Here is a 14350-nt window from a genome sequence, read left to right as displayed (position 1 = left end):
GGGGCTCAGCGGGTCAGGATCTGCACGATGGCCACGGCTCCCACCAACACGATCACCGCGCGCAGCGCGGTGGGTGGGAGCCGGCGGCCGACCTTCGCCCCGAGCTGGCCGCCGATGACGGAGCCGACCGCGAGCGCGAGCACCGCGTCCCAGGCCACGTCGGCGATGAAGATGAACAGCACGCCCGCCACCAGGTTCACGAACGCGGTGAGCACGTTCTTCAGGGCGTTCATGCGCTGGATGTGCTCGCTCATGAGGACACCCATCAGGCCCATGACCAGCACGCCCTGGGCGGCCCCGAAGTACCCGCCGTAGATGCCCGCGAGGAACACGCCGACCCAGAGCGCCACGCCGCCGTGCTCGTGGCGTTCACGCTCGGCGAGCTTGCGGTTGAGCCAGGGCTGGGCGATCACCAGCACCAGGGCGATCGAGATCAGCACGGGCACGATCGCGGCGAACGCGTCCTCGGGCAACGTGATCAACAGGACCGCGCCCACCACACCGCCGAGGATCGACGCCGGCAGCAGCCGCTTGACCCGCGGGCCTTGGCCGTCGAGTTCGCGGCGGTAGCCCCAGGCGCCGCTGAGCGAGCCCGGCACCAGGCCGAGGCTGTTCGACACGTTCGCGGTGACCGGCGGGAAACCCACGGCCAGCAGCACCGGGAACGTCACCAGCGTGCCGGACCCCACCACGGTGTTGATGCCGCCCGCGAACACCCCGGCGAGGACGACGAAGACCACCTCCCACGTCGTCACGGCCACCTCGATCCCTCGGTCCGCCAGTTGGTTAGCGACGCTAACACTCTGTTCGCGAGCGCGCGGTGTGGGCCTGATGACACGGAGCGGGGCGTGGTGCTCGCCGGCACCACGCCCCGTCCCACGCCCTACCGGGCAGACCTCACGCCTGGTGGCGCCGGCTCGACATCACCACGGCGAACCCGAGCACCAGCGCCAGCCCGCCCAGCAGGCCGAGGCTGATCACGCTCGCACCGGTGTCGGCCAACTCGCCGCCCTTCGCCTTCGCGCCGTCCGCGACCGCGGTCTGTCCCGGGCCACCGGGTGCGTTCGGGTCACCGGGTGCGCCCGGGTCGCCCGGCGGATCGGTCCACGGGTCGGCCACCTCCGGGCCGGGCACCACGTGGACGTCCTGCGCGTAGGTCGAGCCCCGCACCGCCCGGATCAGGTTCTGCTTGTGGGGGGCAAGCTGCCACGGCCCCACCACGACCGGCTTGTACCGGCCGGTCTTCAGGTCCGGGAAGGTGAACGCGCCCGACCCGTCGGCCACCGCCTGCGCGGCGGGCCGCTCGGTGAAGTAGTCCAGCAGCACGACCTTCACGCCCGGCACGCCCTCGTACGGGTACCTGTCGCCGGTCAGCACCCGGCCGTCGACGGTCGTCGTCACGCCCGTCACCCTGGCCAGGTCGTGCGCCCACGGCAGGCCGTCGCCGTTGGAGGGGCCGAACCCGCACGACAGCGACACGACGCCTTCGTCGGCCGCGTAGCCGGGGATCGTGTCGACCACGTGGAACTCGCGCGTCTCACCGGCCTTCAGCACCACGCCGGGGCCGTCGTGGGCGAACGGTCCCCACTCCGGACCGGTGTCCGGTGCGGGCAAGTCGCCGGCGCAGAACATCTTCACCAGCAGCTCGGGGCCGTTGTTGGCGAGCGTGATCCGCACGCCCAGCTGCTCGTCCTTGTCGTAGGACTCCCGGTCGAACTCCACCGTCGCGTGCAGCGTGTTCGACAGCGGGCGCACCAGGCGCAGCTCCACCGGCGTGGTCTGCTCCGCCTCGACGACGAACTTGCCGTAGTAGTCGAGCGGCCTGGCCCAACCCGTGTCGTCGGTCCTCACGGACGCCTGGTGGACGCCGGCGGCGGCGTCCACCAGGCGGAACCGGCCGGCGCCGTCGGTGCGGCCCTCGGACGACCGGCTCGGCAGGCCGCCGTTGAAGTACAGCCCGATGCCCGGCAGGCCCTCGCCCTGGTCGAACGAGCCGTTGTCGTTGGCGTCGCCGTAGACGAGGACATCGGCGTCACCGGTCCGGAAGAGGACCTTGGCCGACAGGTCGAAGCCGGACGGGTCGGGCTGACCGGGGTAGGGGAATCCGAACGAACCCTTCAGCCGGACCGTGTCGGTCGTCGACCACGGGCGGATCGTCCCGGTGACCGTGACCTCGTGCACCTGGCCGGGCCACAGCTCAACGCCGTTGTTCGGGTAGGACGCGGACAGCGGGCCCCACTGCCCCCTCTCGTAGAGGAGGGTGGTGGCGGAGTAGTCCTCGCTGAAGCGCACCGGGTACGGCCCGCCGGTGCCGTTGTTGACGATCTTGAAGCGGGCCGTGACCACGTCGCGGACGTCGTAGGCGGCCTTGTCGAAGGACGCGGTCACCTCGATCTTCGGCGAGTACGCGGGCACGTCCCACCGCGGGCCGGGCACGAGCCGGAACGTCGCCGACGTGGTCTGGCGCGCGACGACGTCGGCCGCGAGTTCGGCGCCTTCCCTCGGCTTGAACTCGCCGGGCACCACGAACTTCGTGCGGCCCGCGACCACCCGGTCGATCCGCCACGCGCCGTTGTCGTCGGTGGTCGCCTCGGCCGCCGACACGCCGGTGCGCTGGTCGAGCGCGACGATGCGCCGGCCGGCCAGCGGACGCTCACCGGTGCCGTCGTCGAACAGGAGGGTGCCCGTGACGCTGCCGTACCGGCCGTCGACGGCCGCGAAGTCCGAGGAACCCCGGTAGCCGACGGAGTTGCGGCCGTCGTTGCCGAAGTCGCAGCCCACGTAGAGGCTGCCGTGGTCGAACGCCTCCTGCGGGACGACGTCGGTGACGACCAGCGACCTGGTCTCCCCGGCGGCCAGCGCGATGCCCGGGCCGTCCGGGTGCAACGCCGCCCACCCCGGGCCGGTGCCCGACAGACCGGGCACGCCGCTGTTCCGGTTGCACACCGCGACCACGCCGTCGAGCGGCACGGACCCGGTGTTCTTGAGCGTGACCTTGACCTGCACCTGGTCGCCGGCGTTCACGAACGGGTCGTTCAGGAACTCGACGGTCGGCACCAGCACCCCGGACACGGGCGCCACCAGCGGCACCAGCACCGTGGTGGTCTGCCCCGCCACGACGTCGAACTCGCTGGTGCCCCGCGCGGGCACCTTCGACACCGGGCCGGGCGAACTGATGCTGAGCCGGTAGTGACCGGTCGTCACCTTGGCGAACTCGACGGCCCCGGTCGGCGAGGTCGCGCCGCTGAGCCGCTTGGACACCGATCCGCCGTCGGCGTTGAAGAAGAGACCGCCCTGCCCTTCGCCGTCGTCCAACCGGCCGTTGCCGTTGGCGTCGTCGAAGACCACCGCGTTCACCGAGCCGAACTCGCGCGGGACGCGGGCGGTGATCCGGGCCCGGTTGTCGTCGGGGGTCGGGTCGGTGTCGAGCCAGTCCTGTGCGCCCTGCACGGCGGTGACCTCGAAGTACACCTCGTGCGGGTCGTGGCCGCCGAAGTGGTCCTGCCGGGCGACCAGGTCGTAGGTGCGGTGCTCGCCGGGACCGATCGCGGGACCGGGCACGCGGCGCAGGTCCGTCTGGCCGGACTTCAGGGAGAGGTTGGTCATGTCGCGGAGCCGGACGTCGGTCGCGGGCACCGGACCGACGTTCGCCACGGTGACGCGGATGGCGATGTCGCTGTCGACCGGGTAGACGTCGCGGTCGAACGACGCCGTCACCCGCAGGTCCGCGACCCGCGGCGGCGCCTGCGCGTCGACCTCCTCCCGGAGGATCTCGGCCTGCTTGTCAGCCGGGATCCGGTCAACGGGCTCGGGGGTCGTCGCCGGCGTCTCGGTCGGCGTTGCGGACGGGGTTTCGACCGGTGTTTCCGGCGGGGCTTCCGTCGGAGTACTTGTCGGGTTTTCCACCGGCATTTCCACTGGGGTTTCCGACGGCGCTTCCGTGGGCGTCGGCTCCGGCGTGCCGGTGGGCGTTTCGGTGGGGACCGCGCTTTCCGTGGCCGGCGGCGGTTCGCCGTCCTGCGCCCACGCGGTGTGGCCGCCGAGGGTGACGACGAGCGCGAGCGCACCCGCCGTCACCGCTCTGACGAGCCGAACGCCCGTTTTCGGGCGCGCGACAGCACTACTGCTGAACAAGGCAAAGCCCCCCTGCTGAGGTCCACGCCCGCTGCGGGTTCCGGCGTCCCCGAGCCACCGCCGCGCTGGGCCTGTCAACACATTCGCGGAAAAACTACTTGAACGCGCACACCGGAAACCAGGCCTTCAGATCACAGTTTGCGCAAACCCATGCCCCTGCCAACAGAGAGGTCCCTGTGATCGGGGCTGCAAGGACAAAAGACGGTGATACCCGTCCGGAGGGCAACTGAGACGGCGGTTGAGACGACGCAGCAGAGCCCCGGTCACCGCGCATGGTGATCGGGGCTCGGGCCTGCGGAAGCGGAGGGATTTGAACCCCCGGACGGTTGCCCGTCTCCCGCTTTCAAGGCGGGTGCATTCGGCCGCTCTGCCACGCTTCCCGGTGTCGCGGTCCAGCAGGTTACCCGTCCAGGCCGCGCAGGTGCGTGATGACCCGGTCGAAGACCTTCGCCATCACCTCCTGCTCATCGCGCGACAGCAGGTCGATCATGTGGGCCCGGACGCCGTCGACGTGGGTCGGGGCGGAGCCTTCCAAGGTCCTCATGCCCTTCTCGGTCAGCTCCGCGAACACACCCCGGCCGTCTTCGGGGCACTCGCGGCGGCGCAGGAGGCCCTCGCGCTCCATCCGCGCCACCTGGTGGGAGACGCGGCTCTTGGAGGACGCGACCTCGTCGGCGAGCAGGGACATGCGCATCCGCAGCCCGCGCTGTTCGGACAGCCGGACGAGCACCTCGTAGTCGGCCAACGAGAGGCCGTGCCGGTCCTGCAGTTCGCGGTGCAGGCGGTCCGCCAGCATGGACGCCCCGACCACGTAGTTCCGCCACGCACGCATCTCGCCGTCGTCAAGCCACCGGGGCTCCTGCTCAGTCACACCACAAGGCTAAGCCCGCGCGCCGCCACGACCGCACATCTCCGTTAACGGACGATCCACGCGATTGTCTGGTGCCGGTCAGCTCCGGGAGGCAAACTCCCTCGCCGTAGTGCGCCTCCTACCGGGGCGCAGTGAGGGAGGAACCCCCTTATGACCTCGTTCAGGCGGACCACGACCGCGCTGGTGCTCAGCGCCGTGGCCGGGCTGGCCGTCGTCGTCGCGCAGGCCCCGGCACAGGCCGACAACAAGCCCCTGCGCACGGTCGACGTCCGGTTGATCGGCATCAACGACCTGCACGGCAACATCGAGCCGCCGACGGGGTCGTCCGGCCGGGTCACGTTGTCCGACGGCTCCCAGGTGGAAGCGGGCGGCGCGGCGTACAACGCCACGCACATCAAGAACCTCCAGGGCCAGGTGCGCAACTCCGTCATCGTCGGGCAGGGCGACCTGATCGGCGCGTCGCCCATCGTGTCCGCGCTGTTCCACGACGAGCCGACGGTCGAGATCCTCAACCGGGTCGGCATGGACACCACCGCCGCCGGCAACCACGAGTTCGACGAGGGCTACCGGGAACTCCTCCGCGTGCAGCGCGGCGGGTGCCACCCGGTGGACGGCTGTCAGTTCCGCGAGTCCTACGACGGCGCCAAGTTCCCGATCCTGGGCGCCAACGTGACGCTGGCCGAGAACGGCCTGCCCGCGCTGCCGCCGTTCTGGGTGGAGTTCCGCGACGGCATCCCGATCGGCTTCATCGGCATGCCGCTGAAGGACGTGCCGATCCTGGTCGACCCGAACGGCATCAAGGAGCTGGAGTTCGGCGACGAGATCGCCGCCGCCAACCGGTACGCGGACCTGCTGAACTGGCTGGGCGTGAAGTCCATCGTGCTGCTGGTCCACCAGGGCGACGGCACCACCGGCGGCGGCCCCGACGACTGCCGCACCGTGCCGGGTGGCCCCGGTCAGCAGATCGCCTCGAAGGTGTCGCCGAAGATCGACGCGGTGTTCTCCGGTCACAGCCACCAGCACTACAACTGCACGGTCACCGACCCGGCGGGCAACCCTCGCCCGTTCATCGAGGGCCTGGCGTTCGGCCGCGAGCTGTCCGTCGTCGACCTGAAGATCGACCGCCGGACCCGCGACGTGGTCCGTTCCGCCACGGTCGCGAAGAACCACGTGGTGACCAAGGACGTCACGCCGGACCCGGCCATCCAGTCCGTGATCGACCTGGCGAAGTCCAAGTCGGGCCCGATCGCGAACCGCCCGGTGGGCTCCATCGCGTCGGACATCCTGCGCGCGCAGAACGGCGCGGGCGAGTCTGCGCTGGGCAACCTGATCGCCGACTCGCAGCTGGCCGCCACCACGGGCAACGGCGCGGTCCTCGCGCTGATGAACCCCGGCGGCGTGCGGACCGACCTGACCTACGCGTCGTCGCCGGCCGGCGAGGGCAACGGGGTGGTGACCTACGGCGAGGCGTTCACCGTGCAGCCGTTCGGGAACATCCTGCAGACCGTGACGCTGACCGGCACGCAGATCAAGGCGGCGCTGGAGCAGCAGTGGCAGGTCGTGAACGGCACGCCGCGGCAGATCATCCTCCAGCCGAGCGCGGGCCTGACCTACACGTGGTCGGCGTCCGCCCCGATCGGCTCGAAGGTGTCCGGCATCGTCCTCAACGGGGCGCCGCTGGACCCGACCGCGAGCTACCGCGTCACGATCAACTCGTTCCTCCAGGGCGGCGGTGACGGGTTCAGCGCGTTCACCGGCGGCACGGAGATCACCGGTGGCGGCATCGACCTGGACGGCTTCACCGCCTACCTGTCGGCGCACCCGAACACCACCCCGCCGGCACTGGGCCGGATCACGACGGTGCCGTGAGGACACGCGCTGTGAGCGGGTCCGCGCCAGCCCGCACAGGCTCGCTCACAGCGCGCGACCACCGTCCCCCCGAGCCGGGCTATTCGCATTTCACCAGTTCAGGGACGCCGCGAACGGTTGTACAACGGGCCGATCAAGCGCATCCTCGAGTCAGGACCTGCCGCCGGGGCGACCCGAGCCGAAACCCCCGGTCGGCACGCCCGGAAGGGGTAGGTGGTGCGGTGCAGAGAAGTCCTCGCTGTGATGATCCGCGTTCGGCCGCAACCCCGCGGGCGGGATGGAACAGAGCGTCCCGGTCGCGACCGTGAGCGGTTCCACCGAGGTCTCGAGCGCGCAGTGCTTCCGGCGTGATCGACGCGCTTGTCGCGCTTGACGCTGTTCGACCCCGGACATCTGAGGTGTCGTCTCGCACGGCGGCACCGGCCGTGGTCCACGCCAACCTCGCGACGAATCGGATCAGTCACTTCCACAAGGTGAAAAACCCCAGGTGCGGCACCCTGACGTCGGGTTCCGCACCTGGGTTTTCGCGTTCTCCGCAGGCTGATCCCACGCGACCGGGAAAACGTCCGCGACGCGGTATCGGGAAGCCGACCGCGGGTACCCCGTGCCAGCTATCGTTGTGCCGCCTTTGTGGGGCCCTTGGTTGGAGGACACGCGGTGCAGTTCAACGAGGACGCCGAGCTCGACACGTCGCAGGTCTCCGACCAACGGGGCGTCGGTGGACGCGTCGCGCTGGGTGGTGGCGGCCTGGGCATCGTCGGCCTGATCATCTACTTCGTGCTGTCCCAACTCGGCGGCGGTGGGCAGCTACCCACCGGCGCCGGCTTCCAGGACGTCGGCCGCGACCAGCAGGTCGGCTCGGAGGCCATCAAGGAGAAGTGCAAGACGGGCGCCGACGCCAACCGCAACGCGGACTGCCGGGCCGTCGCCTTCATCAACTCGATTCAGTCCTACTGGACCGACCAGTTCTCCCGCTCCGGGCGGACCTACCAACCGGCTCAGACCAACTTCTTCTCCGGCGGCGTGCAGACCCGCTGCGGCAACGCGACGTCGGCGGTAGGCCCGTTCTACTGCCCGGCGGACGCGCAGGTGTACATCGACCTGGTGTTCTTCCAGGAACTGCAGCAGAAGTTCGGCGCGACCGGCGGCCCCTTCGTCGAGGCCTACGTGCTGGCCCACGAGTACGGCCACCACATCCAGAACCTGCTGGGCACCTCGGACCGGGTCAGCTCCCGCAGCGGCCCCAAGTCCGACTCGGTCCGCCTGGAGCTGCAGGCCGACTGCTACGCGGGCGCCTGGGCGAACCACGCCACCACCATCCCGACCGCGTCCGGCAAGCCCTTGATCACCGGCGTGACGCAGGACGACATCGCGGCGGCACTCGACGCGGCAGCCCGGATCGGCGACGACTTCATCCAGAAGGAACTCGGCGGCGGTCGCATCGACACCACCCAGTTCACCCACGGCACGTCGGCCCAACGCCAGAAGTGGTACACCCTCGGCTTCGACACCGGCGACCCCGCCCGCTGCAACACCTTCGACACCGACAACCTCGGCTGACCCCCGACCCCACAATCACACCCCCCGGCCACGCTCACCGCCGGCCACACCCACCGCCCGAGGCCTGCGCCGGCACAACCTCCGGCCTCGTGTTCTCCCCGTATGGCCTGCGCGCAGCGAACCGCATGTGTCAAGGGGAGATCGGTCGCCCGGTCGGAGCCTCGGGAGCGCGGAGCCTGCGGAGCGCTCACGGGGCGCAGGACACCACTTCATGACGCATGTGGTTGTCTTCGACCTGGCCATACGGGGGGAACACGACGCCCTTGCCCCTCCTCCACCGGAGGCCTGCCAAGCGGCGAGCGTCCGCTCTTCGGCTCTCCACCAAGCGCGGATGCGACAGCGCTCGGCCTGGGGCTCGGTTCAAGATTCGTATGCGCCCTATGGCCTCCGGCCCCCACATCAATTATCCCACGGGGCACCGACAATCCCGCGAGCCAAAGCTGAGAACCACCCTCAGGCGGCCAGACGAACAGGCGACTGACGCCGGCGGGCAGCGAGCGGGCAGGCGACGGAAGGCGACTGGTACGCAGGCACAGGCACACAAAAGGAGGGGCCGACCAAAGGCCGACCCCTCCCCAGCGCCTCACCAACTACAACGCACCAACCACTCCACTACTCCACGCCCACTACTCCACAACGTCATGCGAGTGGCCGTGATCCTCGACCTGCAACGTCCGCGCCGCCTCCGCGCGCACAGCCGCGCGCGAAGCCCGTGCCGGAACCCCGTTCACGTCCTCCGTCGAAACCGCGTAAGAAGCCGTGACCCAAGCCAGGGCATCCGAGTTCCGGTCCAACGCCTTGCGGTCCACGTTGCCCAGGTTGTCGCCCACCCCGTGGTAGTTCGGGTCGTACGCGACTCCCGCCGTACCGCCCCACTTCGCCACCTGCGCCGGCGTCTTCAGCACCTCCGCACCGGTGAACAGCCCGCCCGCCGGGATGCCCTGGCGGATGAACTCGCCGTAGTCCGACCGCCCGGTGAAGTCCGTGCCCTCGACCGGGATCCGCTTCTCCACCGTCAGGTAGTCCACAAAGGACTTCTCGATCTGCGCCGAACCGTAAGGCCCGGCCCCGGCCCCTTCGCCGTCCGAGTTGTCGCCGTCGTACACGAAGTACCCGGCGTTCGGCGACCCGATCATGTCGAAGTTCAGGTACAGCGCGATGTCCAGCTGCTGCTCGAACGTCAACGACCGCACGTACGCCGTGGACCCGAGCAGGTTCAGCTCCTCCGCGCCCCACCAGCCGAACCGGACCGCGTTGTTGACCTTCGGCGATCCGCCCAGCTGCAGCGCCGCCTCCAGCAGGCCCGCCGAACCAGTGCCGTTGTCGTTGATGCCCGCACCCGCCGGAACGCTGTCCAGGTGCGCCCCGCCGAACACCACGTTGTCCTTGCGCCCGGTCCTGGTCTGGGCGATGACGTTGCGCGAGACGCGGTCTTCCTGGTGGAACCGGAGGTCCACGGTCACCTGCTGACCGGCCAGGCCGAACAGCGCCGTGCCGTCCGCCTGCGACACGCCACCGGTCGGGATGAGGCCCGCGGCGCCGAGGGTCACGCCGGACAGCTTGCCCGGCACGTTGTTCGCCACGACCACGGCGATCGCGCCCGCCGCCGCCGCGTTCCGGTGCTTGATGTCGAACGTGCAGCCGCCGCGCCGGATCAGGGCGATCGCCCCGGTGAACGACTGGCCCGCGAAGTCGGACGCCTCGCAGCCCGGCGTCTCGTCCTGCGGCACCGCGCGCAGGGTTCCGGTGATGCCGCCGACCGGGGTCTGCGGGGAGAACGCCAGCGGGATGTTCTCGTACGTCGTCGCACCCACCTTCGCCACCGCCGCGTCGGTGACCTGCACCTGGTAGGTGAACTCCGGCGTGGTGACGTCGAAGCCCGCGCCGCGCAGCTTGCCCGCGACGTACTCGACGCTGGCGTCGTAGCCGGTGGTGCCGGCCGCGCGGTTGCCGCCGTTGCGGTCGGCGATGCGCTGGAACGCGATCAGGTGGCGGTTGACCCCTTCCAGCGTGACGTTCTTGGTGAGCTTCTTGGCCAGCGCGGGTCCGTTCAGACCCGACGCGGGCCCGGCTTCGGCGACCGGCGCCGCGGCGAGGGCTAGGGACACGGACGCCGCGAGGATCGTCGCGCGTCGGATCCCGGTTCTACCTGACATGATCGAGTTCCCCTTCACTCAGATGCCGAACCCTCACCCTTCGACGTGGGGAAATCAATCCGTCACTCGGCGGGTTCTCGCCCTGTGAGCATCCCCAGGCAGGCAGTGACGCCGCTCACCCCCAGTTGCCAGTCCGGCCGGACGAACCCGTCGCGGGTCAGCAGCAGCCGGGTCTGGGTCGCCGCCTCGCCTCGCCGGAGCTGCGTGAACGTGCCGTCCGGCCGGTAGCCGAGCTTCCGGCTGACGCCCAGCGACGCCGGGTTGTCCACGAACGCGCTCGACCGCGCGGTCCGCGCCCCGAGGTGGTCGAACGCGAACACGAGCACGGCCGCGCGCATCTCCGTGCCCAGCCCCCTGCCCTGGTGCCGCAGGCCGATCCACGACCCGGTGCCGACCTCTCCCGTCACCGCGAACGAGTCCGCGGACAGGGTCTGGACGCCGATCACCCGACCGTCCAGGCGCACCAGGAAGTTGAGCGTCCACCGCTCCGGTGACTGGGTCGCGCGCACCGACCAGTAGTGCTGCAACGTGTTGACGGCCAGCCGGTCCCGGGGCGCGTCGGTCCAGTCGACGCCGAACGGCATCCGCTCCGGCGGGTGGATTCCCCGCAACGTCTCCTCCGCGAGTTCCAGCAGTCCGGAGTCGTCGTCCGGGCGCAGTTCCAGCCGGGGTGTGCGGAGCACGAGTTGCCAGTAGGGCCAGGCGTCCATGCCCGTTGATGGTGCCTCCGCTCCCGCCCGCGAGCGACCGGATTACCCGCCGCGACGGAAGCGCATCGATCCAATACCGTCGACCCATGCACGCGATCACGACTCGTGAACCAGGCGGCCCGGACGTCCTCCAGTGGACCGAGGTCCCGGACCCCCGACCAGGTCCGGGCGAGGTGCTGCTGACCGTCGCAGCCACCGCCGTCAACCGCGCGGACCTGTTGCAGCGCCAAGGCCACTACCCGCCGCCGCCCGGCGCGTCGGACGTCATCGGCCTGGAGTGCTCGGGCACCATCGCCGAGCTGGGCCCCGACGTCACCGGTTGGCAGGTCGGCGACGAGGTGTGCGCCCTCCTGGCCGGCGGCGGCTACGGCGAGCAGGTCGTCGTCCCGGCCGCCCAGCTCCTGCCCGTCCCGGACGGCGTGGACCTGGTGACCGCCGCGTCGCTGCCCGAAGTGGCGTGCACGGTCTGGTCCAACGTCGTCATGCTGGCGCACCTCGGCGAAGGCGAGACGTTCCTGGTGCACGGCGGCGCCGGCGGCATCGGCACGCACGCCATCCAGGTCGCCAAGGCCCTGGGGGCGCGCGTGGCCGTCACGGCGGGCTCCGACGAACGCCTCGCGCGCTGCCGCGAACTCGGTGCCGACATCGCCGTGAACTACCGGACGCAGGACTTCGTCGCCGAGGTGGGCGAGGCGGACGTCGTGCTGGACAACATGGGCGCCGCCTACCTGGACCGCAACGTGGACGTCCTCGCCCGCGACGGCCGCCTGGTGATCATCGGCATGCAGGGCGGCGTGAAGGGCGAGCTGAACATCGGCAAGCTGCTGTCCAAGCGCGGCAGCGTCAGCGGCACCGGTCTGCGGTCGCGCCCCGTCGACGGCCCGCACGGCAAGGCGCGCATCGTGCGGGACGTCCGCGACCGCCTGTGGCCGCTCGTCGCGTCCGGCCGGGTCAAGCCGATCGTGCACGAGGTGCTGCCCGTCCAGCGCGCCGCCGACGCGCACCGCGCCCTGGAGGACGGCAAGGACGTGTTCGGCAAGCTCGTGCTGGAGTTCTGAGGGAGTCCCGGCGCCGGGCCCGGGTTCAGTCCAGTGCGGTCCCGGTGGCCAGGCACGTCCGGGGTGTGGTGCGGAAGCGCAAGGCGAACTCCTCGGCCCAACGCACCAGCACGGTCTGCTCGCCGGGTCGTTCCGAGTCGTCCACCAGCACCGCCGCGCCGGGGGCCAGCACCCCGCGGAACACCGGCAATGCCGGATAGCGGGCGTCGCCCGACAACGGCCCGTCGACCAGCAGCAGGTCCACCAGCCCGTACCGCTCGACGTACACGGACACCTCGTCGTGCACGAGTTGCGGGTGGTACCACCGGGCGCTGCCCAGTGCCGCCGGGTGCGGTGACAGGGGCGCGTGGACGACGCGGGCCACGTGCCCGAGGCCTTCGCGGCGGAGTTGGCTGGCGACGAAGGCGGCGGTGCGCTCGTCGTGCTCGACGGACAGCAGGTGGCCGAAACCCCGCTTGGCCAGCAACCGCGCCAGCATCACCGACGACGCGCCGCAGCCGCACTCCACGATGACCGTGCGCGAGCCGAGCAGCACCTCGTCCACCACGGCCGCCAGCGCCGCCGGGCGCAGTTCGTGCGCCGTGGTGGGCAGGTACTCGGTCCTCAACGGGCTGAGGCGGTGCAGTGCGGCGAGGTCGGCCAGTTCACGGGACAGAGCGTCGTCCACCACACCTCCGGCTACCCCAGCTCGGCGACCGCCCGCACGAGTTCGTCCACTTCGACCGCGTTCGTGTAGTGCGCCAGGCCCACCCGGATCGCTCCGCCGACCTCGCCCACCCCCAGCACCGAGAACACGCCGTGCTGGCCCGAGTCGGCGAACGCGCACACGCCCCGTTCGGACAGGTGCTCGACACCGTCGGTCGCCTTCACGCCGGCCACCGTGAACGCCAGCGCGGGAACCCGCCGCATGGCGTCACCGATCACCATGACGTGACGGAGCGATCGCAGTTCGTTGATCAGATTAGCCAGAAGTCCCGCCTGGTACGCCTTCACCGACCCCAAGGACGTCAGCAGGCGCTCGCGGCGCGGGCCCGCGGAGGCGTCGTCCAGGCCCGCCAGGTACTCCACGGACGCGACCAGGCCGGCCAGCAGCGGGTAGGCGTGAGGGCCGAGTTCGAGGCGTTCCGGGCCGCGCGCGCCGGGCTCGACGGCGACCGACGGCAGCAGGTCCAGGCGGGACGGGTCGCGGAACACCAGCGCGCCCACCGGGGGTCCGCCCCACGCGTTCGCCGAGACAGCGACCACGTCGGCGTCCATCGAGGCGATGTCCAGCGGCACGAACGGGGCGGCGGAGGAGGCGTCCACGACGACCAGGGCGCCCGTGCGGCGGGCGGCCCGGGCGATCTTGGCGAGGTCCGGGCGGGAGCCCACCGAGCCGGACGCGGCGGTGACCGCGACCAGCTTGCACCGGTCCGTCACCAGCTCGTCGTACTGCCAGGCGGGCAGTTCGCACGTCTCGATGTCGACTTCGGCCCACCGAACCACGCTGCCGGTGCGCTGGGCGGCGCGTTGCCAGGGCGCGATGTTCGACGGGTGGTCCAGCCGGGACACCACGACCTCGTCACCGAGGAACCAGCCCTCGGACATCGCGTCGGCCAGCCGTTGCAGCAGGACCGCCGAACTCGGGCCCAGCACGACCCCCGCCGGGTCGGCCCCGAGGAGGTCCGCGACCGCACGCCGGGCCGCGTCGACGATGGCCTCGGCACGTTGCGAGGCCGGGAAGATGCCACCTGGTCCGGAGACCGGTGCGCGCAGCGCGGTGGAGACGGCCGTGGCCACCTGTTCGGGGACCTGCATCCCCGCCGGCGCGTCCAGATGAACCCAGCCGTCGCCGAGCGCGGGGAACAGCCCACGGACCCGGGCGACGTCGAACGCCATGCCGCACACCGTACGGAGGACGCCGGGGCGTGCGACAGCAGGGGCCAGGGGTAGCGACCGAAGCGTGACCAGGCGCACGGGGCCCGGAGTGGCATTTGCGCAGTTCGCCCCGCC

General features: G+C 71.0%; 10 protein-coding genes and 1 tRNA gene. 3 read left to right on the top strand and 8 right to left on the bottom strand.

The window, feature by feature from the left end:
• Positions 1–5 precede the first annotated feature (5 nt).
• From FHS29_RS27045 to FHS29_RS27030, 4 genes are all read right to left on the bottom strand, one after another.
• Positions 6–755: a sulfite exporter TauE/SafE family protein gene (locus tag FHS29_RS27045; RefSeq protein ID WP_184695264.1), complete on the bottom strand. Its 750-nt coding sequence runs from the start codon at positions 753–755 to the stop codon at positions 6–8.
• 142 nt (positions 756–897) lie between these two features.
• Positions 898–4077 (bottom strand): carboxypeptidase-like regulatory domain-containing protein, encoded by a 3180-nt coding sequence (locus FHS29_RS27040; protein ID WP_184695262.1) that lies wholly within the window; start codon positions 4075–4077, stop codon positions 898–900.
• Positions 4078–4429: 352 nt separating this feature from the next.
• Positions 4430–4514: transfer RNA gene (locus FHS29_RS27035), tRNA-Ser, on the bottom strand.
• Between the two features lie 20 nt (positions 4515–4534).
• On the bottom strand, positions 4535–5005 hold the full coding sequence (locus FHS29_RS27030; RefSeq protein WP_312865118.1) for a MarR family winged helix-turn-helix transcriptional regulator: 471 nt from the start codon (positions 5003–5005) through the stop codon (positions 4535–4537).
• Positions 5006–5155: 150 nt separating this feature from the next.
• Here FHS29_RS27030 and FHS29_RS27025 point away from each other — a divergent pair, with 150 nt between their 5' ends.
• Together FHS29_RS27025 and ypfJ are read left to right on the top strand one after the other, a co-directional pair.
• Positions 5156–6874: a bifunctional metallophosphatase/5'-nucleotidase gene (locus FHS29_RS27025; RefSeq protein ID WP_184695260.1), complete on the top strand. Its 1719-nt coding sequence runs from the start codon at positions 5156–5158 to the stop codon at positions 6872–6874.
• 657 nt (positions 6875–7531) lie between these two features.
• Positions 7532–8434, top strand: coding sequence for a KPN_02809 family neutral zinc metallopeptidase (gene ypfJ, locus FHS29_RS27020; RefSeq protein WP_184695258.1), 903 nt, complete (start codon positions 7532–7534; stop codon positions 8432–8434).
• Between the two features lie 626 nt (positions 8435–9060).
• Here ypfJ and FHS29_RS27015 read toward each other — a convergent pair.
• Both FHS29_RS27015 and FHS29_RS27010 read right to left on the bottom strand, forming a co-directional pair.
• Positions 9061–10590 carry a M28 family metallopeptidase gene (locus FHS29_RS27015; RefSeq protein ID WP_184695256.1) on the bottom strand — a complete coding sequence of 510 codons (1530 nt, stop codon included), beginning with the start codon at positions 10588–10590 and terminating at the stop codon, positions 9061–9063.
• Between the two features lie 62 nt (positions 10591–10652).
• Positions 10653–11300 carry a GNAT family N-acetyltransferase gene (locus FHS29_RS27010; RefSeq protein ID WP_184695255.1) on the bottom strand — a complete coding sequence of 216 codons (648 nt, stop codon included), beginning with the start codon at positions 11298–11300 and terminating at the stop codon, positions 10653–10655.
• A gap of 86 nt (positions 11301–11386) precedes the next feature.
• Between FHS29_RS27010 and FHS29_RS27005 the strand changes: the two genes are divergently transcribed.
• Positions 11387–12358 (top strand): NAD(P)H-quinone oxidoreductase, encoded by a 972-nt coding sequence (locus FHS29_RS27005; protein WP_184695254.1) that lies wholly within the window; start codon positions 11387–11389, stop codon positions 12356–12358.
• A gap of 25 nt (positions 12359–12383) precedes the next feature.
• Here the strand turns inward: FHS29_RS27005 and FHS29_RS27000 are convergent, their stop codons facing one another.
• Both FHS29_RS27000 and FHS29_RS26995 read right to left on the bottom strand, forming a co-directional pair.
• A complete protein-coding gene (locus FHS29_RS27000) occupies positions 12384–13025 on the bottom strand; it encodes a class I SAM-dependent methyltransferase (protein WP_312865117.1) in 642 nt (213 codons plus the stop codon).
• Between the two features lie 11 nt (positions 13026–13036).
• The gene (locus tag FHS29_RS26995) at positions 13037–14236 is read right to left on the bottom strand and encodes a cysteine desulfurase-like protein (RefSeq protein ID WP_184695249.1); all 1200 of its coding nucleotides are present in this window, start codon (positions 14234–14236) and stop codon (positions 13037–13039) included.
• Positions 14237–14350 lie beyond the last annotated feature (114 nt).

Origin of the sequence: Saccharothrix tamanrassetensis (assembly GCF_014203665.1) — a bacterium.
GTDB classification, from domain to species: domain Bacteria; phylum Actinomycetota; class Actinomycetes; order Mycobacteriales; family Pseudonocardiaceae; genus Actinosynnema; species Actinosynnema tamanrassetense.
The sequence above is the reverse complement of the archived record's forward strand: the minus strand, read 5'-3'. Positions and strand labels throughout refer to the sequence as shown.

Excerpts from the sequence above, each read along its gene's own strand:
- FHS29_RS27025 (WP_184695260.1), top strand. The coding sequence starts at position 5,156 with ATGACCTCGTTCAGGCGGACCACGACCGCGCTGGTGCTCAGCGCCGTG.
- FHS29_RS27015 (WP_184695256.1), bottom strand. The coding sequence starts at position 10,590 with ATGTCAGGTAGAACCGGGATCCGACGCGCGACGATCCTCGCGGCGTCC.
- FHS29_RS27010 (WP_184695255.1), bottom strand. The coding sequence starts at position 11,300 with ATGGACGCCTGGCCCTACTGGCAACTCGTGCTCCGCACACCCCGGCTG.
- FHS29_RS27005 (WP_184695254.1), top strand. The coding sequence starts at position 11,387 with ATGCACGCGATCACGACTCGTGAACCAGGCGGCCCGGACGTCCTCCAG.
- FHS29_RS26995 (WP_184695249.1), bottom strand. The coding sequence starts at position 14,236 with ATGGCGTTCGACGTCGCCCGGGTCCGTGGGCTGTTCCCCGCGCTCGGC.